Origin of the sequence: Pseudomonas sp. PDM27, assembly GCF_019219205.1 — a bacterium.
Lineage (GTDB): Bacteria > Pseudomonadota > Gammaproteobacteria > Pseudomonadales > Pseudomonadaceae > Aquipseudomonas > Aquipseudomonas laurylsulfatiphila.
On sequence record NZ_JAHUWF010000011.1, the window covers coordinates 149,960 to 174,475 of the forward strand.

Genomic DNA, 24,516 nt, shown 5'->3' on the forward strand with positions numbered 1-24,516 from the left:
GTTATACATCCCGGTGGTCAGCATTGGGGTCAAAAGCAGCATCCGGGTTGCCTTTTAGAAGCCAAACTGTGGATAGGGATTCGAACCCCTTCCAGCGAGCCTGTAGGTCGCTTCTGCCCTGTAAACACCATGTTTTTGCCTCTTCCCAATGGCCTCAACGGTCTATGACAGCACGCGCAGGCACGCCCACCGAGTTGACCGGTTGTTTGTAGCTCTGGGGTGTCCGCGGGGAATACTCAGACGGAGCGTGTCTACCAAGTTCCGAAGGAAAGCAACTGACCCAATCCGAATGAGTCGATGTCTATTCTCAAGGGTGACCCACACCTGCCGGCTCGTTCGATCATGCAATACAGGTTTCTTGCCGCCGAATTACGCACGCGATCTCACTGGAACTTGGTAGAGAGTGCATTGCTTTATCCATCTGCTATACCAATTAAAACGTCCGCCACCTGCAGTTCCTGGGACAGACGAAACGCCAAACGCTTGGAGGGTTCTGCTATGGCGCTCACTCGTCGCGACCTGCTCGTCGCCGGTACCATTGCTCTAATCGCACCAAGACTTACTTTCGCTAGGGAAATTGATTGGGCTTCGCTTTCCTATGAAGACACCGAAGCACCTTCGATTCCTTCTGAAATGGCGATGTTCGATGACCAGCCATCTCTGAATGGTGGGGTGATAACCGGCTACCAACCTATGGGCACCGAGAGACCCTCAAATGCAGAAGTAGAACTGGCTGGCGTGATTCTCAATAAAGCACCAACCAACTGTACCGTGATTGAGGTGGCTCTTTACTACCTGGCTGTTGGCCAAGGAAAATTTGGGGAAGACCGTAAGCCCTACACCACAGCCTGGCCGGTGCGATGGAATCCTGTGATTGTTGAATTTTTCAAATCTACGGGACTACAACCGAGTGGTGATACGACTGCGTGGTGCGCAGCCTTCATGAATTATTGTTTGAAAAGATCTTCCCAAGGAAAAGCACTATCGGCAAGTGCGAGCCTTGGCACGAAGAGTGCAGCTGCACTCTCGTTTCGCAACTGGGGCACGAAAACTGAAAACCCTCTACCAGGGGATATAGTTGTATTTCAGAACAAGTCATCGCCGGGCAATGGACATGTTGGTTTTTTCCTGGCCGATCAAGGTGATTCCGTTCTAGTGCTAGGTGGCAATCAGTTCGAAGGGACACCGAGACGACACACTATTAATCGAAAGATCCTGGCCAAAGATGGACCGGCATTGAAACTGCTGACCTATCGAACAGAAGAGCAACTACATGCTTAAAGCTGGGTTTTTCACCATACTTTTGACTTCAGCGCTCCCAGCAGTTGGGTTGCCATATGACGACTCAGGAGCTTCAGTTATTCAGCTACATGTATTTGGGACATTGAAGAAGCCACTACCTGATACAGATACGATTGACTTCCATTCGAGGGGAACTGGCTTCCTCGTTTCACCTGACGGCTTAGTGTTGTCCGCTGGTCACCTTATCCCCGCTGAATCATTGTTCGATGATCTCGGATTTCACATTGAGGGCTACTTTCCAGTGCGGGATGATGACTCATTTGCAGCAGTAGACCCCCCAGTCACCCTAAAAGTTATTAAAGCGAAGACAGAACCATACGACGTAGCATTATTACGCATTATTGATTACAAGATTTTAAAGCCATTCCTGAGCCTTTGCGATGCATATAAAAAAGGAGAAAAAATTGATTTTGCCATTTTGGGCTACCAAGGTGGCGACAGACTTCTGACATCAAATTGGGGGCCCATAATGGCCGGAGCTGGTGCTGCAACGAATATTGTCTTGCAGATACCTTTGAATGGCGGAAATAGCGGTGGACCTCTTTTTAATGAACAGGGGAAGGTGTTTGGGATAGCGATCGGAGAAAGAACCGCGGCAGGCCAACGCATGAATGCAACCGCTCTTGCAGTTCCCATGGCCAAGGCAATGGCGACGCTAGGTGATGAGGCTAGCGGTATTAAAGGAGTAAGCTATAACCCAGACTGCAACATAAACCTGCTGCCTCAGACGGTGGTAAATATCAGTCAGAACCTTCCTATAGTGGAGATGACTCTGCCCCCCCCTCCACCTTGCCAGGAGTTCAAATGGACACCCCTGTTTTTGACCAGCAATCTATGAATTCAAAACCACCAGTACGTGTCTCAAGCCGCATTCAGGCTCCAGACGGTTATAAGATCGTGCAGATCAATAATGCAACTTTGGTTGGTCTACCGACGCCTTTCTCTGCACAAATTATGGACGAAGGTAGAGAGGTGCAAATTGAAACTGGGGTTTTCTATGGGAGAGATTCTGGATGGGTGCCCAGTGCAGTCAACGTGGTAGTTGAACCTCTCGAATCCGTACCAACACTCGCACCTCACTCACAAATACGAACTTTCTCCTACAGTAAGACGCTCGACATCCACGAATCAAATATCACCAGACAATCTTTTCAAGAAAGTATTCAGGCACCAGATGATTACACCTTCAAAGAAGTACTAAAGATCGACTACCAAAGCTTAAACAAATCACCATCAAAAGGCGCAAAAATCGAGATTGCGAAGGACGGTAAATCATTGCTTTTGTCGTACTCTTTAGAGAGTGGCCCCCACAATGATCGTTGGCGCGGATGGCTTGATATGTTTATTACAGCGAAATTGGTGTCTACCTCGCCGAGTTCAAATACCCCACCCATCCAGCTCTCTTCAAAACAATTACCGAGCACGCAGCCAGGCTTATTACCGCCTGGCTCTATATTGAAGCTTTGCGGATGTTGGGGGTCGATATCCTCGCCATTTATGGTTCAAGATCCGCACTGTATTAGTGGTATGATGGAGGCTGTTTCATGCCCAGGAACTTGCACAGGTGGGGGTGTTCCCTACGCATGGCGATGCCGGTGAAATCTGTATGTTTTCTTGCGATCGCCAACGATGTAGATTCAAATCTCAGTCAATCCTTCTAGATATTGGTAAGTCACTGGCCATTTATCAAGTTGGATGACATCAATGGTCGTTAGCAATTCAATAAAATTAACAACCCGTAGCGAACCAACTACCTCAATAACGATCTTTTGTCCAGCGTCAGGGGTACCTGCTGAATTTTCTTTACCCATGTCCACCCACTGTAAGGATTACCTCTTCCGCGTAGGTGGGTATAACGCCGAAGAGAATTCCCAGCCCCTATGGCCAGATAGATTGGCTACTCTTGGGACATCCCAATCCATCTCAAACAACCGGCTCACCCCATCGTGTCGCAGATCGTGAAAGTGCAGATTTTTTATCTCCAAGAACTTGCAAGCCTTCGCCCAGGACGTAGAAATTGAAGCCGAGTTGCAAGGGAATACCTCGACGCACATCTTTGGCATGCTCTTCAAAATGAGCCAGGCCTCATCGGGAATGTGACACCAAACATCGTTGCCGATTTTTTGCCCCGGATTCTTCATGTCCCGTACCATCACTCGCTGACCTGCTTTATCGACATCAGCCCATAGAATACGACAGATTTCATCTTGTCGACCTGTCGAGAACAAGGCAAAGCCGGTCACTTTGAGCATATTTATCGAACTGGGGCGGCGCTGCAGAATGCCAGTGAAATGCGCCAATAACTTTTCAAGCTCGTCCTTTATAGGCCGCCGGTCGCGCTCACGGCTTTCATGTTGTAACCCAGCGTACTCAATACTTTCCGAGCGTCCGCCATCGCATGGGTATCGACCTCATACCCCCAAGCTGGCCGTGCAATCGAAAGAACAGCGCCGAGATGCGCGAGATCATGGCCGGCAGTCTGCGGCAGGACGCCGCCGCCCTCCTTGCTCATTCGCCAGAGTAAAATGGTACAAAACACCCACTCCAGCCCAGAAAACTCACGCCCTGCGCTGTCCAGACGCTTCAGCGTTGCACCCATGATGAATTGGATGTAGCCATCCACAGCAGCCTCGGCCCGCCTAGCCCATCGCGTTTTATTGCTGCTCCCTGTAGCAATTTTTAAGCAATCTGTAAGACAGGCCTGTCCAGGCACTACCGGTTTCTTGGGGAGCCCCCCCCCCCCCGCTTAGGAAGAAGTAGCAATACGCCACCCACTTACCCTTCGACTGCTACGCTGAATGCTCCACGGAGGATTCGCGATGCCACACACTGACCTGCTCCCATCCTTGCTAATGAAGATCAATGAAAATCAACTCGCCTTGGAAACCGCCATTCTGGAGCTCACGAATTGGGTCGAGCAGCGGGGAGGCGCGAATGCCGCCGACAACGTGCGCGGTGCTCTGGAGGCGATCGACCGCAACGATGAGTTCATCAAGTTGCCACTCGCGGTGATGATGACGCCGGAGTGAACGCTTTCGACAAAAGCCGACACTAAGCATAGGGGTGGTTACCTGCCACAGGCGGATATCGAGATAGGAAGAGTAAATTCGTCACTTTTCATCTTCTGATCAAGATCAAGCGCTGCCCAAATCGATCTTGATTCAAAACAGGCATATTAGCCGTTCGGGTCTGGCATCGAAAACTAATCCTACCTAACGAATCCATCTGAGCATTCTCAGTATAGTTAGGAACGACCGTATTAATTACTGACAGAGTTATTTGAAGTGATGCAGAGCGATTAAAACAAAACTGCTAGCTTCCTTATCGACGTTCTAGAGTCGACTGACTCTAGAACGTCGAGAAATTATACTACCCGCCGCACCCAATCAGATTTTTCGGCACTCCCTCCAGGAGTCCCAATAAATAGTGTCACGCATTACATCATTATCAATGTAGTTTATCAGATCCAAATAATGCTTGCGGATACTGGCAAGATCAGAATATTTTATGAGATTTGGTTGAACCCATCTGCACAACTCATCAAGAGAATCTACTGAGGCTGTTTCTCCATCATTTGTTCTGGCATGAAGAAATAAGAACGGTAGCACCACCCGATCACTATCGGCGAGGCTGAGTGGAAATAGAGGCTCAGCCCTAAGCCTAACATCGTTCCTTAAGGCTAAAGCTTGAAAATCTACACTTCCGTTAGCAACTCCCTTCGCTGTCAAATATTTTCGTTGGTTTCCCCAGGTGGAACTTGCCGAGCGTGCTAACGCATTGGCTAGTGCTGGCTTATCCCAAGGGGTCTGCACCTCACGCCGAAAAACTATTATGTTTCGCAGCGCATCCTCTTCCTTAAGTCTGCGTATCGCACGTTCATGGACGGTTTCATCCGGGCGAGCGTCTTCAGGATCATAGATTCTTCGACTTCCTTGAACAGAAATGGTACGTTGCGAATCAGACTCCCATTCACGAATCATAGTCATAACCGTTAAATCTGCGTTTGGCCCCTCAAGCTTTAAGTGATTACCCTCACCCTGAGTAACGTTACTCTCATGCGTTAGTTGAACAGACCACTCTTCACGCTCAAAATAATCTCTAAGCTTTTTATTACTATTTATCACAGGAACATCAAGCCATGAGTCCCCTCGACCTTCTCCAAGCGTGACCCAGTCACCGCCAAAATTCAGCCCCATACTTTTCAGGAAGATTGAATATGTTGCAGCATCAACATGATGAATGGGGGCAGTTACACTTTGGCAAGCCAACAAATCCTCTTTAATACAAATTTTAAGCGCATCGAGTATCATTTGATTTAGCCGCTCAAGAGCTTTTCGTGAAACTTTATCGCGACTGAATTTCAGCCAACTGCTAGCGCTCCCGGATAGAATATCAACTGCTATCTGAACATTTGGAAAAAATAATCCCTTTGTTTCAAACTCTTGACCCCTATAGAAAGTATTTAGTGCATGGCCAGGATGAGAGTTCAAAACTGGTTTATACCAGAACCTACATTCAAACTCATCAGTCGCGATGAAGCGCCATTTATCTTCGCACGACTGATCCTCAGCAATTGCGAGCTCTGAAGAATATTCTGTTATTTTTGTTTTAAACTCCCCATTAATGGGTAAAAGAGAGTTTTCGTTGAACATCAACGCAGCATCATAAACTTTTGCCGCTTCATACGGAAAAGCATCATCCAATATAGGGTCAAGTTTTTGAATAAACTTTGCGGCTAATGACTCCGTCCCTATTAAAGACGGATCATATGATCTGGTGAACTTCTGAAGCTCAATTACAAATCTCAGCTTCGTCCCAAAGGGCACAGAAAAACCATTATCTGCAGAGCTTAGCGTTACTAACCCCTGCTTATTACCTGTTGGGCTGTGCATCGTAATTTGAAATGCTTCATTTGTTAAAATGCTTTTTGTTTCTATATGAATTTTATCAGTGAGCATAAACAAGCTTTGCAGCCCAATCCCGAACATTCCGGAAGGCTTCAACCATTCAGGCATCGATTCTATTTTAGCTTGACGGTGAAAATTACGTTTTGAACCGCCGATTTTAAGCATATATTCAAGGTCAATCTTACTAATACCAGTCCCAGCATCAGTTATTGTAACCTGCCAACTTGTTAAATCATGATCAGACTCCGAAATAGTTTCGAGCTCTGCAAGCTCAAACCTAATTGGAAGAGATTTGAAAATAGATGCAACACCAGAACTAAATGGAGTTCGCCAATCTAAACTTTGATCATTTTGATTTTCTAGCCAAATTCTTAGGTGCGTGGCGTCGACTGCATTTTGTAGTGCTTCTCTAATGCAGGCAAATTTTGAATCATAGAGATTATTTCCTTGTAGAAGCTCAATTGCGTTGTGGATATCAAGGCCAAATGCTGGGCGCTCCCCATCGCGTAGAATCTGAAGATTTCCACCAATACTCAAAGATATTTTACCGAGGGTCGGTAAAAGCCCGAGAGCTCTATCAGGGACAATATCACGCCAGTTTGCCATCTGATCGTGCATCTCTTTTTTAAGCCATTCAAACCACTTAAATGCCTCTAGATAGCCCTCAACTGTCTCGCATTCGGCGCTAACCTCAATTTTTTCCTGATCGATTCTGAGATGTCGTATGGACGAATGTTTATCTTCATGAGCCATACTCAGACTCGGACGATCATCTCCTGCAATGCGCTGCATTACTGGACAGAATCGGTTGTCGTCCATATCCAATAAATCGCCCATCCGGAGCATACAAGCAACGAAGCGAGGGTGGCAGTCATCTTGAGCTAACCCCGCCTCTCTATAAGGCAATCCATTATCGTCATTCATCAATGCATCAAATGTCACGCCATGCATTAGACAAATTTTGCCAAGTACTCGAAAAAGACGCGATGGAATGAGTTCTGTTCTCGGCGAGTTAACACCGATACTTTGCATTGGGGTTTTTACAATCTGATCTGCCCGAGCAGGATGTTTCTGTCTGAACCACTCCGCCATCAACTCCTTGAACCTAGTAACCATTTCAATTGGATTGGCCTCGTCGAACACCGCATTCGTTCCACGCCTTTTTCTAACCGCTACAGCCACAAGATGCAGTTCGTGATGGGGCTGACTGCAGTAACTATGCAGGAACATATCAAAGCCTGGATCTTTCAAGGCTTCGCTCATGTCTGCCTGAGGTACAACCATTCCAATGTCGTGCCAATATGCGGCTTCCAGTATCAACCAAGTATCAGTAGCAGACAATAAGGAGATATTAGCGCCTAGTATCCGCTCTATGTTAACCAAGATCTGCTTGGAGTGTGACTCATCATGACGGCTATAATGTGAAAACAACACGCCAACTGTTTGCAACGCCTTAGGGATAAGCTTTTCGTCGAAATCCCACTGACTATATAGAGATCGAAGCGCAGAGTGCTCTTCGGTTTTTTGCTTCAAGTGCTTGATTAGTAAGTCGGCCATTTTAAGCTGTGCGCCATTTATCATTAATGAAGAATATTATTTCTGCTTCGCAACCAACTGAAATTTAACTACTACAGAATGACTGAAAAAAACTTACGCTTAAACGAAACAATAACGAGCACTTTTGCTCTTCCCTTAGTTCTACCATTTGCACTCCCCATAGCTGCTGTAGCACGCAAAACTATGGAGATCCCATGCACATGGGCAATAAACTAGTTTCTATCAGAGAATATGTCAAAAAGCCATCCAGCGGCTCACGGCACGGCCTTTGGTAAATCTGCCAACGACTGAGAGTTTTCGGCGAGATGCTGAATTCGCCCTCAAGATAGCTTTTTTTAGCAGGCGAACCTCTGCATCTCGAACTCGCTTTTAGACTGGGAAGCCCTACGTGGTATACAGCTCTCGATCCCAAGTGAACAGTTTGCAAAGCCTGAAAATGGCTAACCTATGACGAGGTCGACCGCCTGCTAGGGGATCCGAAAGCAGCTGCTGGGTTGTCCTTGTGGATAGGGATTCGCCCCCCCTTAAAGTCTCCCGCTGGTCCGCCCTAGGCCGCAAAAAAACGGCGTTTTATAAATCTGTCTGAGGCATGCTGCGGCCTGTGGCGGCCTTGAGTTTGCCCTAAACTATCCTCGCATTCGCAACGCTTGGGCGATCACTTGGTTGCCTCCAACATGGCATCGTTCTGCTCAATCCAACGCTCCAAAGCCTCAAATGCATCGGGCCATTCATGGTTGTACTCTGCATCAAAAATCACCATGCACGCGCTTATGGCTTCTAGGTGGCTAATACCGTAGAGCGTTTCCCAACGATTTTGGAAACTGGTGGTGCGACTCTGCCAGTCTGACTCAGAGTATCCAAACAACATTCCCTCAAAATTTGGGTGCGCGGCTTCCGAAAGATCTGCGTACCATCGCTCCAGCCCTGGGTAGCGTTTGTCCGCTTTACCGAGAACCGTGAGGATGCTAATGGTCTCGTATGGTGTGCTTTTATCGCGCGACCCTAGCAAAAGCATTTCTGTTCGTTCGGTGAACTCATGAAAGTCTTTAGTGCCGGCGACCACTTGGCGTGTGGCTTGATTCAAATGAATTAGGACCGCGACAGTTTCGAATGCACTACGCAGGAGAATGCGGGCGCCAAGCAGTTGAGATGCCGCATACAGTGTATGCGACTGCTCAAGCAGATCCTGCATACGCCATGCAACAGACTCACGGAGCAGTATCCCACGCCAAGGGGCTTTCCATTTGTGCGCGATTTTACTCCTTGTGTATAAGCCACCAACATCGACCTCTCGGCAGAGAGAGTTTTTCCAATCGGCTAGCGTTTTCGTAATGTCTTGCATGGGGCGCCTCAGGCTGGAGTACAGACGCGCCAACGGCTTCGGCTGCGCTGCAAATGGAGAGGTTATTCTTTATTACGAATTGACCGTTCGCAATGCGTTGAAATCGGCCCTTCCCGATGTGCGCGGCGACTGCCAAATGACGCTCAGATCAGGCAAGCTTAACGATTACCAATATAGCTATGTTCAATAGGCCACTTTCGCTGAGTCAAGGGCCTGCTACCCTTTCCCCTTCATAGAGGAAACACCACGCCAAACTCAGATCTACTCCCTTCCCTGATGTTCAAACTCAACGAAAATCAACTTGCCCTCGAGGCCGCCGTCATGGAGCCTCCGAACTGGGTCGGGCAGAACGGCTATGCTGAGGTAGCCGATAACGTGCACGGAGCTCTTGAAGTCTTAGACAAGAATGAGGATTTCTTCAAGATGACGCTTGCGGTGATGGTGACGCCAGAGTGACAGGTATCGGTCAGAAACGGTTGCTGAAAATAGGGTTCAATCAGCCAAGAATCACCCCACCGGTCGTACCCAGAACCTATGTTGCGCTTCAGTTATCCTTCAGGGGATGGTTATTTATGGGGAAAATCAATGAGCGAAACACCGCGCACTAACAAAAATTTGCCCCGACACGGTCCAGGCTCGATGGAGCTTCAAGGAGGCACCGGGCCAATCACAACAATGTGTTCTTGTGGCTCTTTCTTGGAGATCTATAAGCAAGACAAGACCTTTCGAATACAGGCGCCCGAATCAATTGATCCAGATGAGACCAATCCCGACGCACCCTGGGTGGCTTCCCCTGTGGCCGATGTTGGGTCGAGCAACCTAACGGTTGCCCGTGTGCTGCTACAGGCCCGCGAGATGCTTGAAGCCGCGATTTTCGACGAAGAACTCGACAGAGAAGCGGTGATTTTGCATCTGCATAGCTGCAAGGAAACGCTACTTGCATGCGAAAGGCTGGCGACGAGACTCGCTGAACGTATTGACGAAATCATCAAACAAATCACCGAACAAGGAATCGCCAAAGACAACCGGGGGCGCGGCCTGAACCCTTTCCCTCAGGTTCAAGACTTGGACTTGGATTGTGGGGCATTCTTAATTCAAGCAAATAGAGTAATCAAGCTAGTCTGTGAATTGCCAGCACTATTTATTAAGCTAGGCAAGACAGACAGCAACTTTGACCACCTCTCTAAACGATTGTCGGATGTACTTGGAGAGGCATCGCCTGCCTCCTCTTTTGTGCGCGAAAACTCAGATGGGGTGCGTTACTTGATCGAATTGCGCAACTTCCACGAGCACCCCCCCCCCAAAAAAAAAAAAAAAACAAGAACCGTGATTGAGAACTTTCGCGTCCTACCTAATGGACAAATACAAACACCTGCTTGGCACTTAGAAGGGCAAGAAACATCCACCCCGCGCCCAATCAAAGAAGAAGCTACTCGAATAGTAGAGTTTATCCGAGATACTGCAGAAGCCATGTTTATCCATCTTTTGATGCATAGGATATCGAAAAAACTCCCCTACTACATTATAGAGGTGCCTAGCAACGAAGTAATTTCAACATTACCAAGCAGGTATAGGCTCTCGATAGATATCACAAAAACGCGAGTAGAAATCTAAGTTTATAGATCCCCCTGAGCTGTTCACAACATTACAAACTAAGTTGATTTTTTACTGTAGCTCGATGACAGAACGTCAAACAACCCGAAATTATTTAGGGGAATAGAATGGCAAGTGAAGCCAGAAGTATACCTAGAAAAACAAGAGAGCGGCTCCTTTATGAGGCTGGAGGGATTTGCGCTAACCCTGGCTGTGGAAATTCTCGTGTCGAGATACATCATATTCAGCAATGGGCTATCTACAAGTCTCATGATAGCAGTCACATGATTGCTGTTTGCCCAACATGTCATGACGCTTGCCACAGTGGAAACCTTAAGATATCAGACGATGTACTGTACCTGTGGAAAGGATTACCTATAGAAAGAGATTATGCTGAAGGGAATATCTTTGTCCCGTCCGCTCATGTAACAAAATTGAGCATGGGGACGATCACTTTGCAGAAGGACAATAAAGGAGACATTTTCGTCTTCAATATATCAAACCAAAACCAACTTCAGTTTTCTGAAAAAAATGGCTATTTGAGAGTAAGCGCAAAACTTACCGACGAAGCCGGACATACAATTCTTGAAGTTACAGACAACAACATTAAAGTTCACCTGGACAAAGATGCGAATCTAGAGCAACGACCCGGCATATTCAAAGTTACTGTTCCAACCAGAAAACTCTACCTACCCGCACACGCCCTATACCAAATGAGACAAGTAAAACCTGACTATGGGCAAGATGATTCAATCATCGCACTTGAACTCGAAGTTATGAAAGCTGGCCAGGTACGTGTCCAAGGATTCTGGCCGAAAGGTAACGGCGCGCTGGTAGTTACCAAGGAAGCTATTCATGTATGTCACGCAAGCGACTTTCGAAGGCCGCTTCCACATCATCCTGTTCCCATCGTAGGCGACGGGGATGGCTCTATCTTAGTGTTCTCTGGTCCAGTAAATGGAACTATGTTCAATTTTTAACACTTGGGAACTCCTATTGCCGCTTTCAGTTCGCTCTCGCACGTAAGCTTGACAGGCACTTAACGCGATCAATCCTTGGTCGCCGACGTATTTGATGCTGATAATTCGTTGAGCATGCGCTGGGTGAAGTCGGGTGCGCGCTCTTCTATGAACCATGCCGCCGGCGCTGGTACCGGCTGGCATGGCGTCGAGGCCTTCCTGGTTCAGCTCGCCCAGCTTTGGTGACTAAAACAGCCCCCCCCAAAGATGTCGGGACCCAGTTCATGATCACCAGTTCGCCACTGACATCGGCCTTCCCCTGCCGCTGATTCGTTGTGCTGTAACGGATGTTCACTGTCTCAAAATGGAAGCCCTCAAACACCTGCCGGATGTCCGGGTGGTCATTGATGCTCACCATCACCTTGCCTTTGCAGCGCCGCATAAAGTCGGCCATCCGCTCGTAGTTCTCGAACGGAAAGTCCACACCATAACCGGCGGTCTGCCAGTACGGCGGATCCATGTAGTGGAAGGTATGGGCACGGTCGTAGCGTTCCGCGCATTCGAGCCAGGGTAAGTTTTCTACGTAAGTGCCAGACAACCGTTGCCAGGCGGCCGAGAGGTTTTCCTCGATCCGCAGCAGGTTGATGGCCGGGCCAGTGGTCGCGGTACCGAAAGTCTGCCCAGTGACCTTGCCGGCGAAGGCATGGTGCTGCAGGTAGAAGAATCGTGCGGCGCGCTGGATGTCGGTGAGGGTTTCAGGGCGGGTCATTTTCTGCCACTCGAACACCTGGCGCGAGCTGAGCGCCCATTTGAACTGGCGTACGAACTCTTCGAGGTAGTTCTGCACGGCACGGTACAGCGTCACCAGGTCGCCATTGATGTCGTTGAGGACTTCAACGGGTGCAGCCTGAGGCTGCATGAAGTACAGCGCGGTACCACCGGCAATTACTTCGACGTGTCATTCGTGTGGCGGGAAAAGTGGATGCGACGGTTTGCCGTCCATCCAAGGAATGGGGTGTGGACATATACAAACAGGTGCCAGCCTCGCCGCGCTTTGTGCACGAAGCAAGAGCCTTGGCTGGACTTGCAGGGATCATCTGCAGGGACGGCGACCGGTTTGAATGTTGACGCATCCAGACCAGTCGCTCTTTTTCACTTCGGTACTGAAACTTTTTTGGCATAGGCCTGACAGACCACCAAGACTCAATCCTTGGTTGCCAGCATCGGTAATGTCGATAATTCGCCGAGCATACCCCCGGAAAATTGGGCATTTGTGAAGACATGAACTACCGTGCCTCGATATCGCTAGCTAACACCGTAGAATCCAAAATCCCCCACCAACGCTCCTGCTCGACAACTCTTTACACCCCACCAGCCGGATCAACATTATCCAACGCCCGATTCACCAACAACTCCCCCACCACCGCCAACTGCTGAATCGACAGCGCCAGACTGCGCGGCGAGCCTTCGAGCTTGCAGGCCAGATCGGTCGTGAGGACATTCAGCGAAGCGAGGGTTTCGCAGGCGTGGCACAGCAAGGTTTCGGTGTCGACGTCGGGAAGGATGGTAAAGACGTGACAGATGGGGTCAGCGTGATTGGGGTTGCGCAGGCGTTTACTGACGATGCGATGGCTGGCTTCGGATAGCTGGTCGAGATCAAGTGAGTCGCAAGCTGCTGAAGCAACCGGAGGATCAGGCGTGATTTTTTTCATTGTTGTCGTTCCTAGAATTGAATGAAGGAACTGCCAGCATCACTTCCACATGATGGGTGGCAGCTGTGCGCAGGTGTGGAAGACCGGGGATCTAGGAACCCGGCGCACCCGAAGGTGCCCCGCGCACAGCCGCCATAATTTAACAGCAGACATGAAAAAAGCGCCTGCCTAAATTCAGGTGGCGCCTGTGCGCCTAGATCTTGTGAAGGGCTTCCACACCCTTGTCGCTGAATGTGCAGCGACACAAAAAGGCTATCCGGGTGGCTGAGGCAGTGCAATGTGGGCGATGGGGACGTGTGTTGCGGGAAATCTCCGACATTTTCGTGCTGAATTAAACAGACCTGATTGCCGGTATTCGGACTCCTGAGCCCCGTCATCCCATTCCTGATAAACTCCCCCACCTCCCAGCCTCACCGATTCCAGATTGCCAATGTCCGCAGCCAACGCTACACCCGCCCCGCTTTCCCGCCGTTTCTCCGTCGCGCCGATGATGGATTGGACCAACTAACGCCAACATCCGCAATTTATAAGGCCAGCAGCCAACAACCTTTTTACTCGTACCAGTTTTGTACCATCACCATTCCCTCATCCGCCGTAAACTTCCGCCCTCATAAGAAAATCTCCTCGCCCCCCCCTTGCACGCTTTCATCCGTGTCCGCCATTTGATGCTAGTGGCCCGCACCTGCTCCGATCGCATTTAATTCGACGACCATCCTGCCGTCTCCGTAGCAAAATCTAAGCGATCACTTTGTAGTTCCTGTTACGGGCACTGTCGCTGCTATGCTTGGAGCATTCTCGAAAGGAGTCGGTCCATGTCAGGTGAATATTCGCTGCCGGATGTATTAGAACGGATTTACCACAACCAGCTGGCGCTGGAGGCCGCAGTAATGGAACTTACGCTGTGGGTGGAGCATAGGGGCTCCGCAGACGTCGGTGGTAATGTTCGAGGTGCTCTGGAAGCGATGGGGGAAAATGCAGGCCATATCAAACAGGGCCTAGCTCGGCTTAAGGGCATGGATCTCCGCTAGACTTCAACCTACTCGAAACGACTTCATGGTCGTCTCAAGCAAGCCTGACGATCGCCAATTGGCAGATGGCAAAATTCGACCGACAAACAAAGCGATGACTGACAAAAACATGGATAGAGATACTGCTGATGGTGCGAGTAATGGAGTACTGGTCGACTGGGAGCACACTCAAGGACAAAAAACAGCCAGTGGCGGCCAAGGAAAAGTCGCCCAAGTGCGCCACCGTTACGATGGCCGCATCGGAGCACTAAAGACGCTGCACCCTGAGCACTTGAACTCGAAGGAGCGCCGTTACCGAATGCAGCAGGAGGTACACCTACTGAATCTACTCGATGCGAGCGGCGTGCCCCGTGTCCTCCTCAATAACGTGGACGAATGGAGGTCCGTCGGTAAGCCACTGTACGCTATCGTGGAATGGGTCGAAGGCCCGACCTTGGCTGATTTTTGCAGCGGTCAACCTCAGAACATCGATACTGCGCTGCGGGTAATGAACGGCCTTATCAATATTGTGGGGCAATGCCATATTGCTGGAGTGCTTCATCGCGATATCAAACCGGACAACATCATCCTATGTAATGGTAATGCCTCTGTTCCAGTTCTCATTGACTTCGGAATGGGATGGGCTGCTCCCGATGAGAATAAATTCGGGGATTTACTAACCGGTCCAGGCCAGGAGCTTGGGAATCGGTTTTTACGCCTTCCGGAGTACGCACCAAGCCATCACGTGCGGGATACGCGGTCGGACGTGACCATGCTTGTTGCAATATTGTTCTATGTGTTAACCGGTGCAGCACCAAGAGTCTTGGTGGATCCGACTGGCAAAATGCCGCATGAGGCGATGCTAGCCCGGTTTTCTGAAAGCACAACTACTGATCCACGCTGGGAACGCTTACGCCGAATTTTTAAGGTTGGTTTTCAGCAGCGAATTGATATGCGCTTTCAAGATACACACGAATTGGCAAATGCACTTGCTTCTGTTTCGGCTTCGACGGATATAACAATGACCAACCCTATCGACCAGCACCTGCAACGAATCCGGGAGCTCACGGAGTCATCTGACGGCGCTCTATTAGAACAATCCCAGCGTGATTGCCTCCGTGCGCTAGGAGGATTTTTTAATAATTTCATGGCTCGCATCCAGGAATTCGGATTTGAGGCTGGCGGCCAAGGTCCTGTTGTAGCGGAATGGTCACGCGCGGTAAGAACTACGCTGTTTCTTAGTAAGATTGGATCGGCAGAACCGAGGGTGGGCTTTGTGCACCAAATCTCATTTGAGAACGGTCACTTTGAAGCCTCTTACTGCGTTGTTGGCGAAGCAATGTGGACCAACCACTATGTTGGGCCATTAGCTGACGCCGACACGCTCCAGGAGGTGGTTACTAGCTCTGTTGACAGGATTTTAGGTGTGTTACTGGAGCGTTATGCGACTGTTCTCGAAACGCATTTGGCGCGTATGAGGCAATAGATCCTCCTTGAAAATTTACGAGCTCAACGTAGGGCAACCCATGCTCTGAATTGGCGCTAATTTTGTAGGCACATCTTAATGACCACTAAAGGCCGATATCTGCCCTTCACGAAGGGCTGCTTTGGGTCGGTTGCAGTCGTTGGTAATAGATGGCAAATGGTCTAGTGTCAACGTTCAGAAGGGCTACGTTTTTACTGGGAATTGAGCTTCAATTGCAAATAATCCAACGCTGGGGGCACGATGAATGGCGGTTACTAAGGGGCAAGGAAATCCTGACTGGTCGCGTGAGGAAGTGATACTTGCACTTAATCTTTACCATGCTTTCGATGGAAAAATTCCAGGATCTGATGACGAGAGAGTTTGTGAGCTTTCTAAAACTCTAAGAGGGTTCCCGCATCACAGCCATGCTGCTCGCGATGAGACTTTTAGAAATCCAGCTGGTGTTGCTTTTAAGCTGCAAAATCTTCGCAGCGTTTCAACAGGTAGAGGTCTTTCAAATACCGCAAAGATTGACCGCGAAATATGGGCAGAGCTTGGCACCGATCCAATACGCACTCATGAGTTGGCTGAAATTATTCGCTACAGCACAGAAGCTGTTGTTGGTCTTCTGTCTGATGACGTTGAAGAAGAGTTCGCCGAAGGCAAGTCAGCGACCAGGGTTCATGTTGAGCGAGAACGAAGGTCAAAGTTACGAAAAGAGGTAATAGCCAAGCGCCTAAAGTTAGGCGACCTGGAATGCGATGTTTGTGGCGAAGCAGGAGGCAACGTTGAGCCAGCCATCAGAGACTCGATGTTTGAGTGTCACCACATTATTCCTCTAAGCATGATTGGTGAAACAAAAACCAAGGTGAAGGACATGGCGCTACTGTGTGCAAGTTGTCATCGCTTGCTTCATCGTGCAATCGCAAAGAAGAAACAATGGATTTCGATTGAGGAAGCCAAAAAGCAGCTATTCATCTGACTTTCCGCAATGGGGCCATGAATCGCCCCTAGTTTCATAGACACCCTAGCCTGCCTCTTCACGCCCTGAGCAAGCCAAATGACTGCCAATATTAAGTCTGAGAGGCTATGACTTACTAAAAGGATTAAGCATGACTGTGATAGGACGTATTCGCGCAGCAGTGAAGGCTGATCTGCCATTCATCCATGATTGGCTAGTGCTTGAAGCTCGAGATGGACAGGGCTTTATCCACAATTGGCACTTGATCGAAAAGGCGTTGGACGAGGGAGAGATGACGGTTTTCACTGATGCTAGAGGATCTGTTGGTTTTCTAACATACGGGATTTCACCCAGCTCCATTCTGCAGGTAAGAAGCGACCTTAAGAGACAAGGCATTGGGCGAGCGCTTGTGGTGGATGCCATACGCAGAGAGGAGGCCCGGAGCAATGCCGTTCTCGTAGTTCAATGTGAACCAAAAAGCTCTGTGGAATTCTGGGTAAGCATGGGCTTCGAGGTGCACAGAAATACTGGGTACTCGGATCACCAAGACAATGCCTACATGCAGCGGCTTTCCAAGATACGCCACGAGAACGTAAGGGGAGATGACTTGGAGATGATATCAATACGTATTTATCCCAGTAGCGTTCTATACAACGATTCGGGCAAGGGGAAGCCTGATCGCGTGTACTACACAATGGCTAGGTTGAATGCCGACAATCGAACGTTAGAGTTAGCTCATCGAGTTTCTGTGGCTAACGAGCCAATGCTTCAAGATCCAGTAGTTGAGATTTGTTGGTACGGACAAATCTTCATTGGCAAAGCTAAGCACTCAGAAGCGGCGACCGTCGGCCTCAAGCTCACTCCAAACCACTATGGTTGGTATCTGGACGTCATCAACCTTCCAGATTGAGGGTCGTGCCAATATTGGGTCAAAGCAACCGCCTGGCGCCCCGTCCGTGGTGAATTCAAGCTGAGTTTCAGCACCCCTAACGAAGATTAATCTAAAGTAGATTGACAAACTGCTTCCAGCCAAAATCGGCTCCTTGCCCCCGTAGGTTTATATCCTGCATTCAGATAAGATGTTGGTGATGCCTCGGGCAAGTCGCCTTAAAAGCTAGCGTCAACAAACACGAACAGTATGATTATAAAGCCGACAACAACGAATGAATCGCATGCGTTTCCATAGGCAGCTAGAGAGGGCGATATGGGGCGAATGTGGCCAAAGGACATTCTTTGAGATTGCACCAGACAGGAGCCACTATCTTGAAAGGCCAAAATTCCAGTTTTAAAGGAGGCGAACCTACTTGGGCAAATGCTTGTGTCGGAGACAATGGGCAGCCCAGCTACGTTGAATATGCCAAAGGCTTTTCAACTGCCGCCAACAGTCTTATTTACAACGTACTAGCAACACGCGGAGTAAAATTCTCCCCTGACCTACTTGTGTATCCAATTTGTTTCAACATGCGCCATGCGGTTGAGTTGCATCTCAAAGGTACAGCCAACTATTTAATAAACTTCTCATCATTGCTCCCCCCAATAATTGAGTTTAATCTCGCAAGCTCTCACGACATTGGCATAATTTGGAATTTCATCAAGACAAACTCTATAAGGATTGATCCTCGCTACTCAATAATAATACAAAAAATGGATCAAACCATCTCTGACATTGCTAAAATAGATCCTACTGGACAGACTTTCAGATACGCATTTGATAAAGAAAGCAAGAAACACCTTGTGGAAACCTATCTCATAAATGTAAAGGTACTTCGCGACAAATTCTCGAAATTAGAAAACCATCTATCAGACCTTAACCTGCTAAATGAAGCGATGGATGAAGAGTTGCGCTATGGCGATAGAACATCAAAGCTATCTAGGCACGATCTATATTTGATTGCCAAGGTTCTCCCAAAACGCTCTTACTGGGGGACAGAAGAATTCATCCAAACCAAAGCAAAAATACAAGAAAAATTTAAACTAAGCTCAAATGACTTTAGTCGCGCACTAACACGCATCCAACAAAGCCATCAACTTTCCCACATAATAGGAGCTCCCTTACCATTACTACAGGCAACCTTAGAAACCTTTATTGTATTCTTTGATGCCTGGTGCATCACAAACGACATTGCAGAATATCGAACTTCTTTTTCTGACAAAGAATTTGATATTGCAGCGATCGAGCTAGAATCCATAGACTTTTTACAAGACATCCTTAACTATAACACAAAAGAAAAAGAAGCCATGGAGGCAATAAGAAAAAGCCTCAACATCCAGCAAATGATTGACATCGAGACTCTTTATCGATTAACCAACGACTCTCACTACGGAGAGCGATACCCATTTTTATATAATCTATATAAGACGCATGCGGAACTCGACAAACGAGGCATAGATGGCATATCCGACACCATGCTAGGGATGGTCAGAGCTCCAGAGCAAATAATAAAAAGTTTGTTTTTTCTTGGACAATGGGAAATAGCCGAATACTTAGTAGCTAATTATGAGTTTGGCGATTGTTTTGACTGGCTAGCGGATGCTAGAAGCGAAACGCTATTCAAAGAGCCTTGGACAGGGGCATTCAGTGAAGAAGATGTATCAGAATGGGACCGCGAGCGCATTGGCACAATTATTTGAAAGTACTTAATACTTGAATACATCTATTTCCGTAAGAGTAGAAATGACCAATGGTCATTGTCGCCAGTGAGGCTTTATGCGCAGTAAATCTTCCATAGTTGATCCACTCTGATGGTGTAACTCTGGCTCATCATTTCCCGTCGCATCCCCCAATCGAGATTCGTCCGTACACTGGCGGCTCGAAGAATAGCCTTCCCCCAACGCCCGTTGATCTGGTCTAGCACCGCCATCACCCGAGTCGCGTCCGTGGCTTGGGCCGCCGTAATCTCCTGGCCGACCTCAAAGCAGCAGCATCACCGCTGCTTTGCTGTAGTTGAATCCTCCGGCGGAATACACGATCAAGCGCATCAACAGTTACCTTGGTCAACAAGCGGACGTCTGCACGCTCTTCATTCGCGAATCTTGGCTCCCATATTACTTCGCCACGTCGACACTGAACCACGCTGCACACATTCGTCATTTTTTACTTACGATCTATCCATCTTTGTATTTATGAACTTACACAATCATCTAAAATTTAATTTAATTTAATTTAATTTAATTTAATTTAATTTAATTTAATTTAATTTAATTTAACGCTTTAACGCTTTAACGCTTTAACGCTTTAACGCTTTAGCGATTTAGCGATTTAGCGATTTAGCGATTTAGTGATTTAGTGACACCAAACATATCTCCACGCCAAAATATTAAAAATCCGCTCCCACATTGACGCACACACTTATTTTGCTTTACCTTATCGCCAAGATATCAACCTCCTAAAATCCCAGCGGCGCACTTTAAGCGGCGCCGTACTCTATCGAGAAAAAAATGAATATCTTGATACTGTTAACAGCAACTATTCAGTTCCTAATAAAACTCACAGAACTGCTGCAGCTATGGGGAATTGGTTGGCTGGGATTCCCTCTGTGTTAATCAGAACAAACCTCCCAAAGCTGCTGGCTCCCAGTTCATGAACACCAGCTCGCTGCTGACTTCGGCCTTCCCTTGCCGCTGGTTGGTGTTGCAGTAGCGGATGCCCAGCGTCTCGAAATGAAAACCTTCGAACACGCGCCGGATGTCCGGGTGGTCATTGATGCTGACCATCACCTTGCCTTTGCAACGGCGCATGAAGTCGGCCATCCGCTCGTAGTTCTCGAATGGAAAGTCCACGCCATAGCCGGCGGTCTGCCAATAAGGAGGGTCCATGTAGTGGAAGGTGTGGGCCCGGTCGTAGCGTTCAGCGCATTCGAGCCAGGGTAAGTTTTCGACGTAGGTGCCAGACAACCGTTGCCAGGCGGCCGAGAGGTTCTCCTCGATCCGCAGCAGGTTGATGGCCGGGCCGGTGGTCGCGGTACCGAAAGTCTGCCCAGTGACCTTGCCGGCGAAGGCATGGTGCTGCAGGTAGAAGAATCGGGCGGCGCGCTGGATGTCGGTGAGGGTTTCGGGGCGGGTCATCTTTTGCCACTCAAACACCTGGCGCGAGCTGAGCGCCCATTTGAACTGGCGCACGAACTCTTCGAGATGGTTCTGCACGACGCGGTACAGCGTCACCAGGTCGCCATTGATGTCGTTGAGGACTTCAACGGGCGCGGCCTGGGGCCGCATGAAGTACAGCGCGGCACCACCGGCAAAGACTTCAACGTAGCATTCATGCGGTGGGAAAAGTGGAATGAGGCGGTCGGCCAGGCGGCGTTTGCCGCCCATCCAAGGAATGATGGGAGTAGACATAGGGAGCAAGACCTTTACTGTATATATAAACAGGTGCTAGGCTCGCCGCGCTTTGTGCACGGAGCAAGAGCCTAGGCCGGGCTTGCAGGGACCATCTGCGGGGACGGCGGCCGGGCTGGATGTTGACGCATCCAATCCGGTCGCTCTTTTTACGTGGATGAAAATACGAAGCCGAAATGCCGACTCAGCAGTTCGTCGCCTTCCTCTCGCCTGATCGCGACACCCCAACTACTGTATATAACACCAGTAATCGTAAGGTGTGACCGTGGAACAGTACGAAATCGAAGACACCAGCGATTGGCTCGGCTGCCCGACACCGCTTGAAACCTGCCGGCATCAGCTCCGAATCTATGAAAATGAAGTCGAGGAACTGACCCTGCAATTGCGCCAGGCTCGGGAAAAGATCTTCAATCTGGTTGAGATGCACAGCAAAGCTGCCAACGAGCGCGATGCCCTCCGCTCTCAATTGACCACCGCCAAAGCTGAAACGGCAGATGCGAACAGGCTCGCGACTGAGATCGAGACTCGAAGCAACTGGCAGTTGATGGCCAAGGACAAGCACATCAGCGAGCTCACTGCGAAGTTGCGCACCTTCACCTGAAAGCTCAGCCGCTTGGGTTACCGGGCGACAGATAAATCCGGCATCAGCGCCCGTACATAGGACTGACAGGCCGCGAGTGCAATCAGTCCTTGGTCACCGGCATTGGTGATGCCGATAATTCGTTGAGCATGCGCTGGGTCAAGTCGGGCGCGCGTTCCTCCATGAACCACGCCGCCGGCGCCGGAGCTGGCAGGCACTGAACAGCCACTGGCTGAATCCGTGCTGTCGAGGAGGACTGACAGCCGCAAATCAGCAGTGGCAAGGCGATCACGCAGGCGAGCCTGTTTCGTTTGAGCATCGCTCAGTTCCTTGTAATGGGTTTGCTCGCTGGCCGACAGACGCTGCTCGAGAGCGAGACGTTTGTCCTGCTCGGTCCGTTGCGCGGTGGCGGCAGCATTGTTGATGGCGTCGAGGTCTGACTGGTGCAGCCCCGCCTGGCATCCTCTTGCCGAGCACGCATCACCTCACGCTCTTCTGGCGACATCCGCCCGGCTTTGACTTTGATCTTCTGTGTCTCACCCGAACGCCAATCACCGAAGCTGCCGAAAATCAGCGTCTCGCCTTTCTCCGTTCGGTACTCATGGACAACATACCAACCGTTCTTTTCCTTGCCCTTGTCCTGCGCCGTTTTACAGCGGGTCAGCTTGCCGAAAATCAACGGTTGCCCAGGCTCTAGGCCATAGTCTGCGAATTGCCCCAACATCTCATCGAGCATGACGGGCCTCCCGCTGTTCATCCACAGACTGGCACTGCACGCACTGTGTGCAACCCGGTGACGCGGCTCGGCGACCTTCAGGGATTGGTTCATCACACCCTTCGCAGAACAAAAACGAATGAACCACCGATGTAGACTTGGCGGAATTACGCGCCGCCAGCGCCTGATCGATCCGCTCCTGCACCAAATCGTTAGCGAAATCAGCAATATCAGCCACGGTCAGCACTCCGCGTCGTCTTGTTAACGTACGTGGCGCGGTTGAACATACCCAGCAGCCCTTGAATCCCCCGAAACACCTGCAGACGAATCGCGGCGAGTTCATCGTCGGTCACCACTCCATCGCCGATGCTCTTGGCCCAGGTGTCAGCCAAATCCGCCACCTGCCGGAAGTACTCAGCAATGCCTGTGGTCAACGTTTCAGGCATGTCGTTGGTGTACGCCTCGGTCAATTCCTGCCAAGTCGTGTCACCGACCAACGCATGCACCGCATCCAGAATGCGGCGATCCTTGGTCAGCTCCAGGATCTCGCCGAATTCCTGAATGTTCACCGTGTGACTGGGATGGGTTGGGGAAAGCTTGTGCTGCAGTGTGGTGGCATTCCTGCCGGTGGTGGCGGCGATGGCCGAGGCACCGCCCGGGTAGTCTCGAGCGGCATGGTAAAGCGCGAGGTCGAGCGGCAGAACTTCACGCTGCGCCCGCTCAACAGAACTCAGAGCAATTCGGCTCATGGCATTAATCCTTAAAAGTTGCCAGTGCCACACGACTTGTAGTGGTGATACATTGCCGCGTGGCTTGAAAGGGCCCAAACGCCGGCTAGATCTTCAGGATCGACACCGGCACCGTGCCGGGGCGAACAATCCGTTGTTCCCCCCTGGCGCAACCGCTGCCCAATCTGTGGTGGAAAAGGCAGCAACACCAAGGCATTCCGTGCCTTGGAAAGCGCGGTCAAAGAAGGTGGTTAGCATGTGGTGTGCCCACCGACCTTAACTGCGACCCGACAGCGCTGTGGTGGCGCTTGCCGGGAGGAACTGGGCGGCCTTTTGGTCGCCTTTTTTCTTTCTAAGCTGCTTTACTCGTAATGGCAGACTCGGTGATTCCGAAATGCTCCAGTACCTCGGCTAGCGAAACCGAGCCTTCACTCTCAATAGCCAATGATTTGATCAATGAGACACTTGGGTCTTTGCTGGCATATTTAATGTGCAACCTCAGGTAGCTCACAGCAATGCGGCAACGAACTGCGTAGGCTGCAAGCTCCATTGAGTCCAGACTGTTGATGTATTCACGTAGCATCATGGGATATACCTCCAGAGCTAGAAATTAACCTATGAGGTTGTTTTATGCAACACCTCATCGGACATTCACCTAAAAGGTTAATCCCTCCAGAATCGGCGAATGAAAATATCAGACACCCGCTTACAGAACTTCCGACGAATCTTGGCCGAAAGGAAGCTCCGCCTGACTGACGTCGCGGACCTTCTAGGCAAAGCGCCTGCGCAAGTGAGCGCGTTCGGAGGTAAAAATCCTACGAAAGGAATTGGCGATCAGATTGCTCGCGAAATTGAGACCGCACTAGGATTACACAATGGCTTCCTCGACATGCCCTACGGACTGGGTGAATTCGGAAATGCTACGGTGCTTAGTCATACAGGTCGTAAATTACCGGTCATTGGATCAATCGCAGCAGGTGCTTGGTGCGAGTCTCATGGGCTTTTCGACCACATGGATGCTGAGGAATGGATTGATGCGCCTGGGCCTGTTGGTCCACGAGCATTCATCCTTCGCGTTGAAGGTATTAGCATGGAGCCAAAATTCGTTGAGGGAGACAAAATCGTCATTGACCCTTCGTTAGAGGCTTTTCCAGGGCATTTTGTGGCTGCAAAACGCACCAGGGATCAAGCTGCAACGCTCAAGCAATTGAAACAGGAGGGAAACGAACAGTATCTATATGCTCTAAACCCAGACTGGCCTGAACGTATAATCCGAATGACTGAAGAGTGGGTTATATGCGGTAGAGCAAGATGGAAAATTTCAGACTTATAAGCAAGGAGGGCGACGCC

General features: G+C 49.6%; 23 protein-coding genes and 5 pseudogenes. 14 read left to right on the forward strand and 14 right to left on the reverse strand.

Annotated elements, in window-relative coordinates; genetic code table 11:
* Window positions 1-297 precede the first annotated feature (297 nt).
* From KW838_RS21985 to KW838_RS21995, 3 genes are read left to right on the forward strand one after another with little or no spacing between them, the layout of a single operon-like run.
* On the forward strand, window positions 298-1,281 hold the full coding sequence (locus KW838_RS21985) for a CHAP domain-containing protein (protein WP_218503579.1): 984 nt from the start codon (window positions 298-300) through the stop codon (window positions 1,279-1,281).
* Window positions 1,274-2,140, forward strand: a complete 867-nt coding sequence (locus tag KW838_RS21990; protein WP_218503580.1) for a serine protease — start codon at window positions 1,274-1,276, stop codon at window positions 2,138-2,140. The genes KW838_RS21985 and KW838_RS21990 overlap by 8 nt, the downstream gene beginning before the upstream one ends.
* On the forward strand, window positions 2,107-2,901 hold the full coding sequence (locus KW838_RS21995; protein WP_218503581.1) for a hypothetical protein: 795 nt from the start codon (window positions 2,107-2,109) through the stop codon (window positions 2,899-2,901). Before KW838_RS21990 ends, KW838_RS21995 begins: the two co-directional genes overlap by 34 nt.
* A 38-nt stretch (window positions 2,902-2,939) precedes the next feature.
* Here KW838_RS21995 and KW838_RS22000 read toward each other — a convergent pair whose 3' ends face one another.
* Together KW838_RS22000 and KW838_RS22005 are read right to left on the reverse strand one after the other, a co-directional pair.
* Complete coding sequence (locus KW838_RS22000) at window positions 2,940-3,113, reverse strand: hypothetical protein (protein WP_218503636.1); 174 nt, start codon at window positions 3,111-3,113, stop codon at window positions 2,940-2,942.
* Window positions 3,053-3,823 (reverse strand): annotated as a pseudogene (locus KW838_RS22005) (tyrosine-type recombinase/integrase); the annotation flags it as partial. The gene KW838_RS22000 and the pseudogene KW838_RS22005, both read right to left, overlap by 61 nt.
* Before the next feature lie 298 nt (window positions 3,824-4,121).
* Here KW838_RS22005 and KW838_RS22010 point away from each other — a divergent pair.
* Window positions 4,122-4,331 carry a hypothetical protein gene (locus tag KW838_RS22010; protein WP_218503582.1) on the forward strand — a complete coding sequence of 70 codons (210 nt, stop codon included), beginning with the start codon at window positions 4,122-4,124 and terminating at the stop codon, window positions 4,329-4,331.
* Window positions 4,332-4,688: 357 nt separating this feature from the next.
* Here KW838_RS22010 and KW838_RS22015 read toward each other — a convergent pair whose 3' ends face one another.
* Window positions 4,689-7,766: a hypothetical protein gene (locus KW838_RS22015; RefSeq protein ID WP_218503583.1), complete on the reverse strand. Its 3,078-nt coding sequence runs from the start codon at window positions 7,764-7,766 to the stop codon at window positions 4,689-4,691.
* 655 nt (window positions 7,767-8,421) lie between these two features.
* Window positions 8,422-9,108, reverse strand: a complete 687-nt coding sequence (locus tag KW838_RS22020) for a hypothetical protein (RefSeq protein WP_218503584.1) — start codon at window positions 9,106-9,108, stop codon at window positions 8,422-8,424.
* 276 nt (window positions 9,109-9,384) lie between these two features.
* Here KW838_RS22020 and KW838_RS22025 point away from each other — a divergent pair, with 276 nt between their 5' ends.
* The 3 genes from KW838_RS22025 to KW838_RS22035 all read left to right on the forward strand — a co-directional run bounded on the left by KW838_RS22025 (window position 9,385) and on the right by KW838_RS22035 (window position 11,681).
* On the forward strand, window positions 9,385-9,564 hold the full coding sequence (locus KW838_RS22025; protein ID WP_218503585.1) for a hypothetical protein: 180 nt from the start codon (window positions 9,385-9,387) through the stop codon (window positions 9,562-9,564).
* Window positions 9,565-9,693: 129 nt separating this feature from the next.
* Window positions 9,694-10,722: a hypothetical protein gene (locus tag KW838_RS22030; RefSeq protein WP_218503586.1), complete on the forward strand. Its 1,029-nt coding sequence runs from the start codon at window positions 9,694-9,696 to the stop codon at window positions 10,720-10,722.
* A gap of 107 nt (window positions 10,723-10,829) precedes the next feature.
* Entirely contained in the window at window positions 10,830-11,681 is an 852-nt protein-coding gene (locus tag KW838_RS22035; protein WP_218503587.1) for an HNH endonuclease, read from the forward strand.
* A gap of 36 nt (window positions 11,682-11,717) precedes the next feature.
* Here the strand turns inward: KW838_RS22035 and KW838_RS29615 are convergent.
* The 3 genes and pseudogenes from KW838_RS29615 to KW838_RS22045 form a co-directional block, all read right to left on the reverse strand.
* A pseudogene (locus KW838_RS29615) lies at window positions 11,718-11,867 on the reverse strand (lysis protein); the annotation flags it as partial.
* Between the two features lie 43 nt (window positions 11,868-11,910).
* A pseudogene (locus KW838_RS22040) lies at window positions 11,911-12,685 on the reverse strand (DNA adenine methylase); the annotation flags it as partial.
* Between the two features lie 336 nt (window positions 12,686-13,021).
* Window positions 13,022-13,372: a DUF6124 family protein gene (locus tag KW838_RS22045; protein WP_218503588.1), complete on the reverse strand. Its 351-nt coding sequence runs from the start codon at window positions 13,370-13,372 to the stop codon at window positions 13,022-13,024.
* Window positions 13,373-14,184: 812 nt separating this feature from the next.
* Here KW838_RS22045 and KW838_RS22050 point away from each other — a divergent pair.
* The 5 genes from KW838_RS22050 to KW838_RS22070 all read left to right on the forward strand — a co-directional run bounded on the left by KW838_RS22050 (window position 14,185) and on the right by KW838_RS22070 (window position 19,436).
* Window positions 14,185-14,400 carry a hypothetical protein gene (locus KW838_RS22050; protein WP_218503589.1) on the forward strand — a complete coding sequence of 72 codons (216 nt, stop codon included), beginning with the start codon at window positions 14,185-14,187 and terminating at the stop codon, window positions 14,398-14,400.
* Between the two features lie 58 nt (window positions 14,401-14,458).
* The gene (locus KW838_RS22055; protein ID WP_218503590.1) at window positions 14,459-15,865 is read left to right on the forward strand and encodes a hypothetical protein; all 1,407 of its coding nucleotides are present in this window, start codon (window positions 14,459-14,461) and stop codon (window positions 15,863-15,865) included.
* A 244-nt stretch (window positions 15,866-16,109) separates the two neighbouring features.
* Window positions 16,110-16,826: an HNH endonuclease gene (locus tag KW838_RS22060; RefSeq protein WP_218503591.1), complete on the forward strand. Its 717-nt coding sequence runs from the start codon at window positions 16,110-16,112 to the stop codon at window positions 16,824-16,826.
* Between the two features lie 130 nt (window positions 16,827-16,956).
* Window positions 16,957-17,715 carry a GNAT family N-acetyltransferase gene (locus tag KW838_RS22065; RefSeq protein WP_218503592.1) on the forward strand — a complete coding sequence of 253 codons (759 nt, stop codon included), beginning with the start codon at window positions 16,957-16,959 and terminating at the stop codon, window positions 17,713-17,715.
* A gap of 353 nt (window positions 17,716-18,068) precedes the next feature.
* Complete coding sequence (locus KW838_RS22070) at window positions 18,069-19,436, forward strand: hypothetical protein (RefSeq protein WP_218503593.1); 1,368 nt, start codon at window positions 18,069-18,071, stop codon at window positions 19,434-19,436.
* Window positions 19,437-19,510: 74 nt separating this feature from the next.
* Here the strand turns inward: KW838_RS22070 and KW838_RS29975 are convergent, their stop codons facing one another.
* Window positions 19,511-19,666 (reverse strand): DUF4113 domain-containing protein, encoded by a 156-nt coding sequence (locus tag KW838_RS29975; protein ID WP_371317884.1) that lies wholly within the window; start codon window positions 19,664-19,666, stop codon window positions 19,511-19,513.
* Between the two features lie 682 nt (window positions 19,667-20,348).
* Window positions 20,349-21,143, reverse strand: coding sequence for a DNA adenine methylase (locus KW838_RS22080; RefSeq protein ID WP_218503594.1), 795 nt, complete (start codon window positions 21,141-21,143; stop codon window positions 20,349-20,351).
* 259 nt (window positions 21,144-21,402) lie between these two features.
* Between KW838_RS22080 and KW838_RS22085 the strand changes: the two genes are divergently transcribed.
* Entirely contained in the window at window positions 21,403-21,744 is a 342-nt protein-coding gene (locus KW838_RS22085; protein WP_218503595.1) for a hypothetical protein, read from the forward strand.
* A 17-nt stretch (window positions 21,745-21,761) separates the two neighbouring features.
* Here KW838_RS22085 and KW838_RS22090 read toward each other — a convergent pair.
* From KW838_RS22090 to KW838_RS22110, 5 genes and pseudogenes are all read right to left on the reverse strand, one after another.
* Window positions 21,762-22,181: pseudogene (locus KW838_RS22090) on the reverse strand (lysis system i-spanin subunit Rz); the annotation flags it as partial.
* A pseudogene (locus KW838_RS22095) lies at window positions 22,175-22,459 on the reverse strand (conjugal transfer protein TraC); the annotation flags it as partial. The pseudogenes KW838_RS22090 and KW838_RS22095, both read right to left, overlap by 7 nt.
* A complete protein-coding gene (locus KW838_RS22100) occupies window positions 22,449-22,676 on the reverse strand; it encodes a TraR/DksA family transcriptional regulator (RefSeq protein WP_218503596.1) in 228 nt (75 codons plus the stop codon). The gene KW838_RS22100 and the pseudogene KW838_RS22095, both read right to left, overlap by 11 nt.
* Complete coding sequence (locus KW838_RS22105) at window positions 22,669-23,187, reverse strand: phage regulatory CII family protein (RefSeq protein WP_218503597.1); 519 nt, start codon at window positions 23,185-23,187, stop codon at window positions 22,669-22,671. The genes KW838_RS22100 and KW838_RS22105 overlap by 8 nt, the downstream gene beginning before the upstream one ends.
* A gap of 331 nt (window positions 23,188-23,518) precedes the next feature.
* The gene (locus KW838_RS22110; RefSeq protein WP_218503598.1) at window positions 23,519-23,752 is read right to left on the reverse strand and encodes a hypothetical protein; all 234 of its coding nucleotides are present in this window, start codon (window positions 23,750-23,752) and stop codon (window positions 23,519-23,521) included.
* A gap of 99 nt (window positions 23,753-23,851) precedes the next feature.
* On the opposite strand from KW838_RS22110, the gene KW838_RS22115 reads away from it, so the two are divergent.
* The gene (locus tag KW838_RS22115; RefSeq protein WP_218503599.1) at window positions 23,852-24,499 is read left to right on the forward strand and encodes a LexA family transcriptional regulator; all 648 of its coding nucleotides are present in this window, start codon (window positions 23,852-23,854) and stop codon (window positions 24,497-24,499) included.
* Window positions 24,500-24,516: the final 17 nt, after the last annotated feature.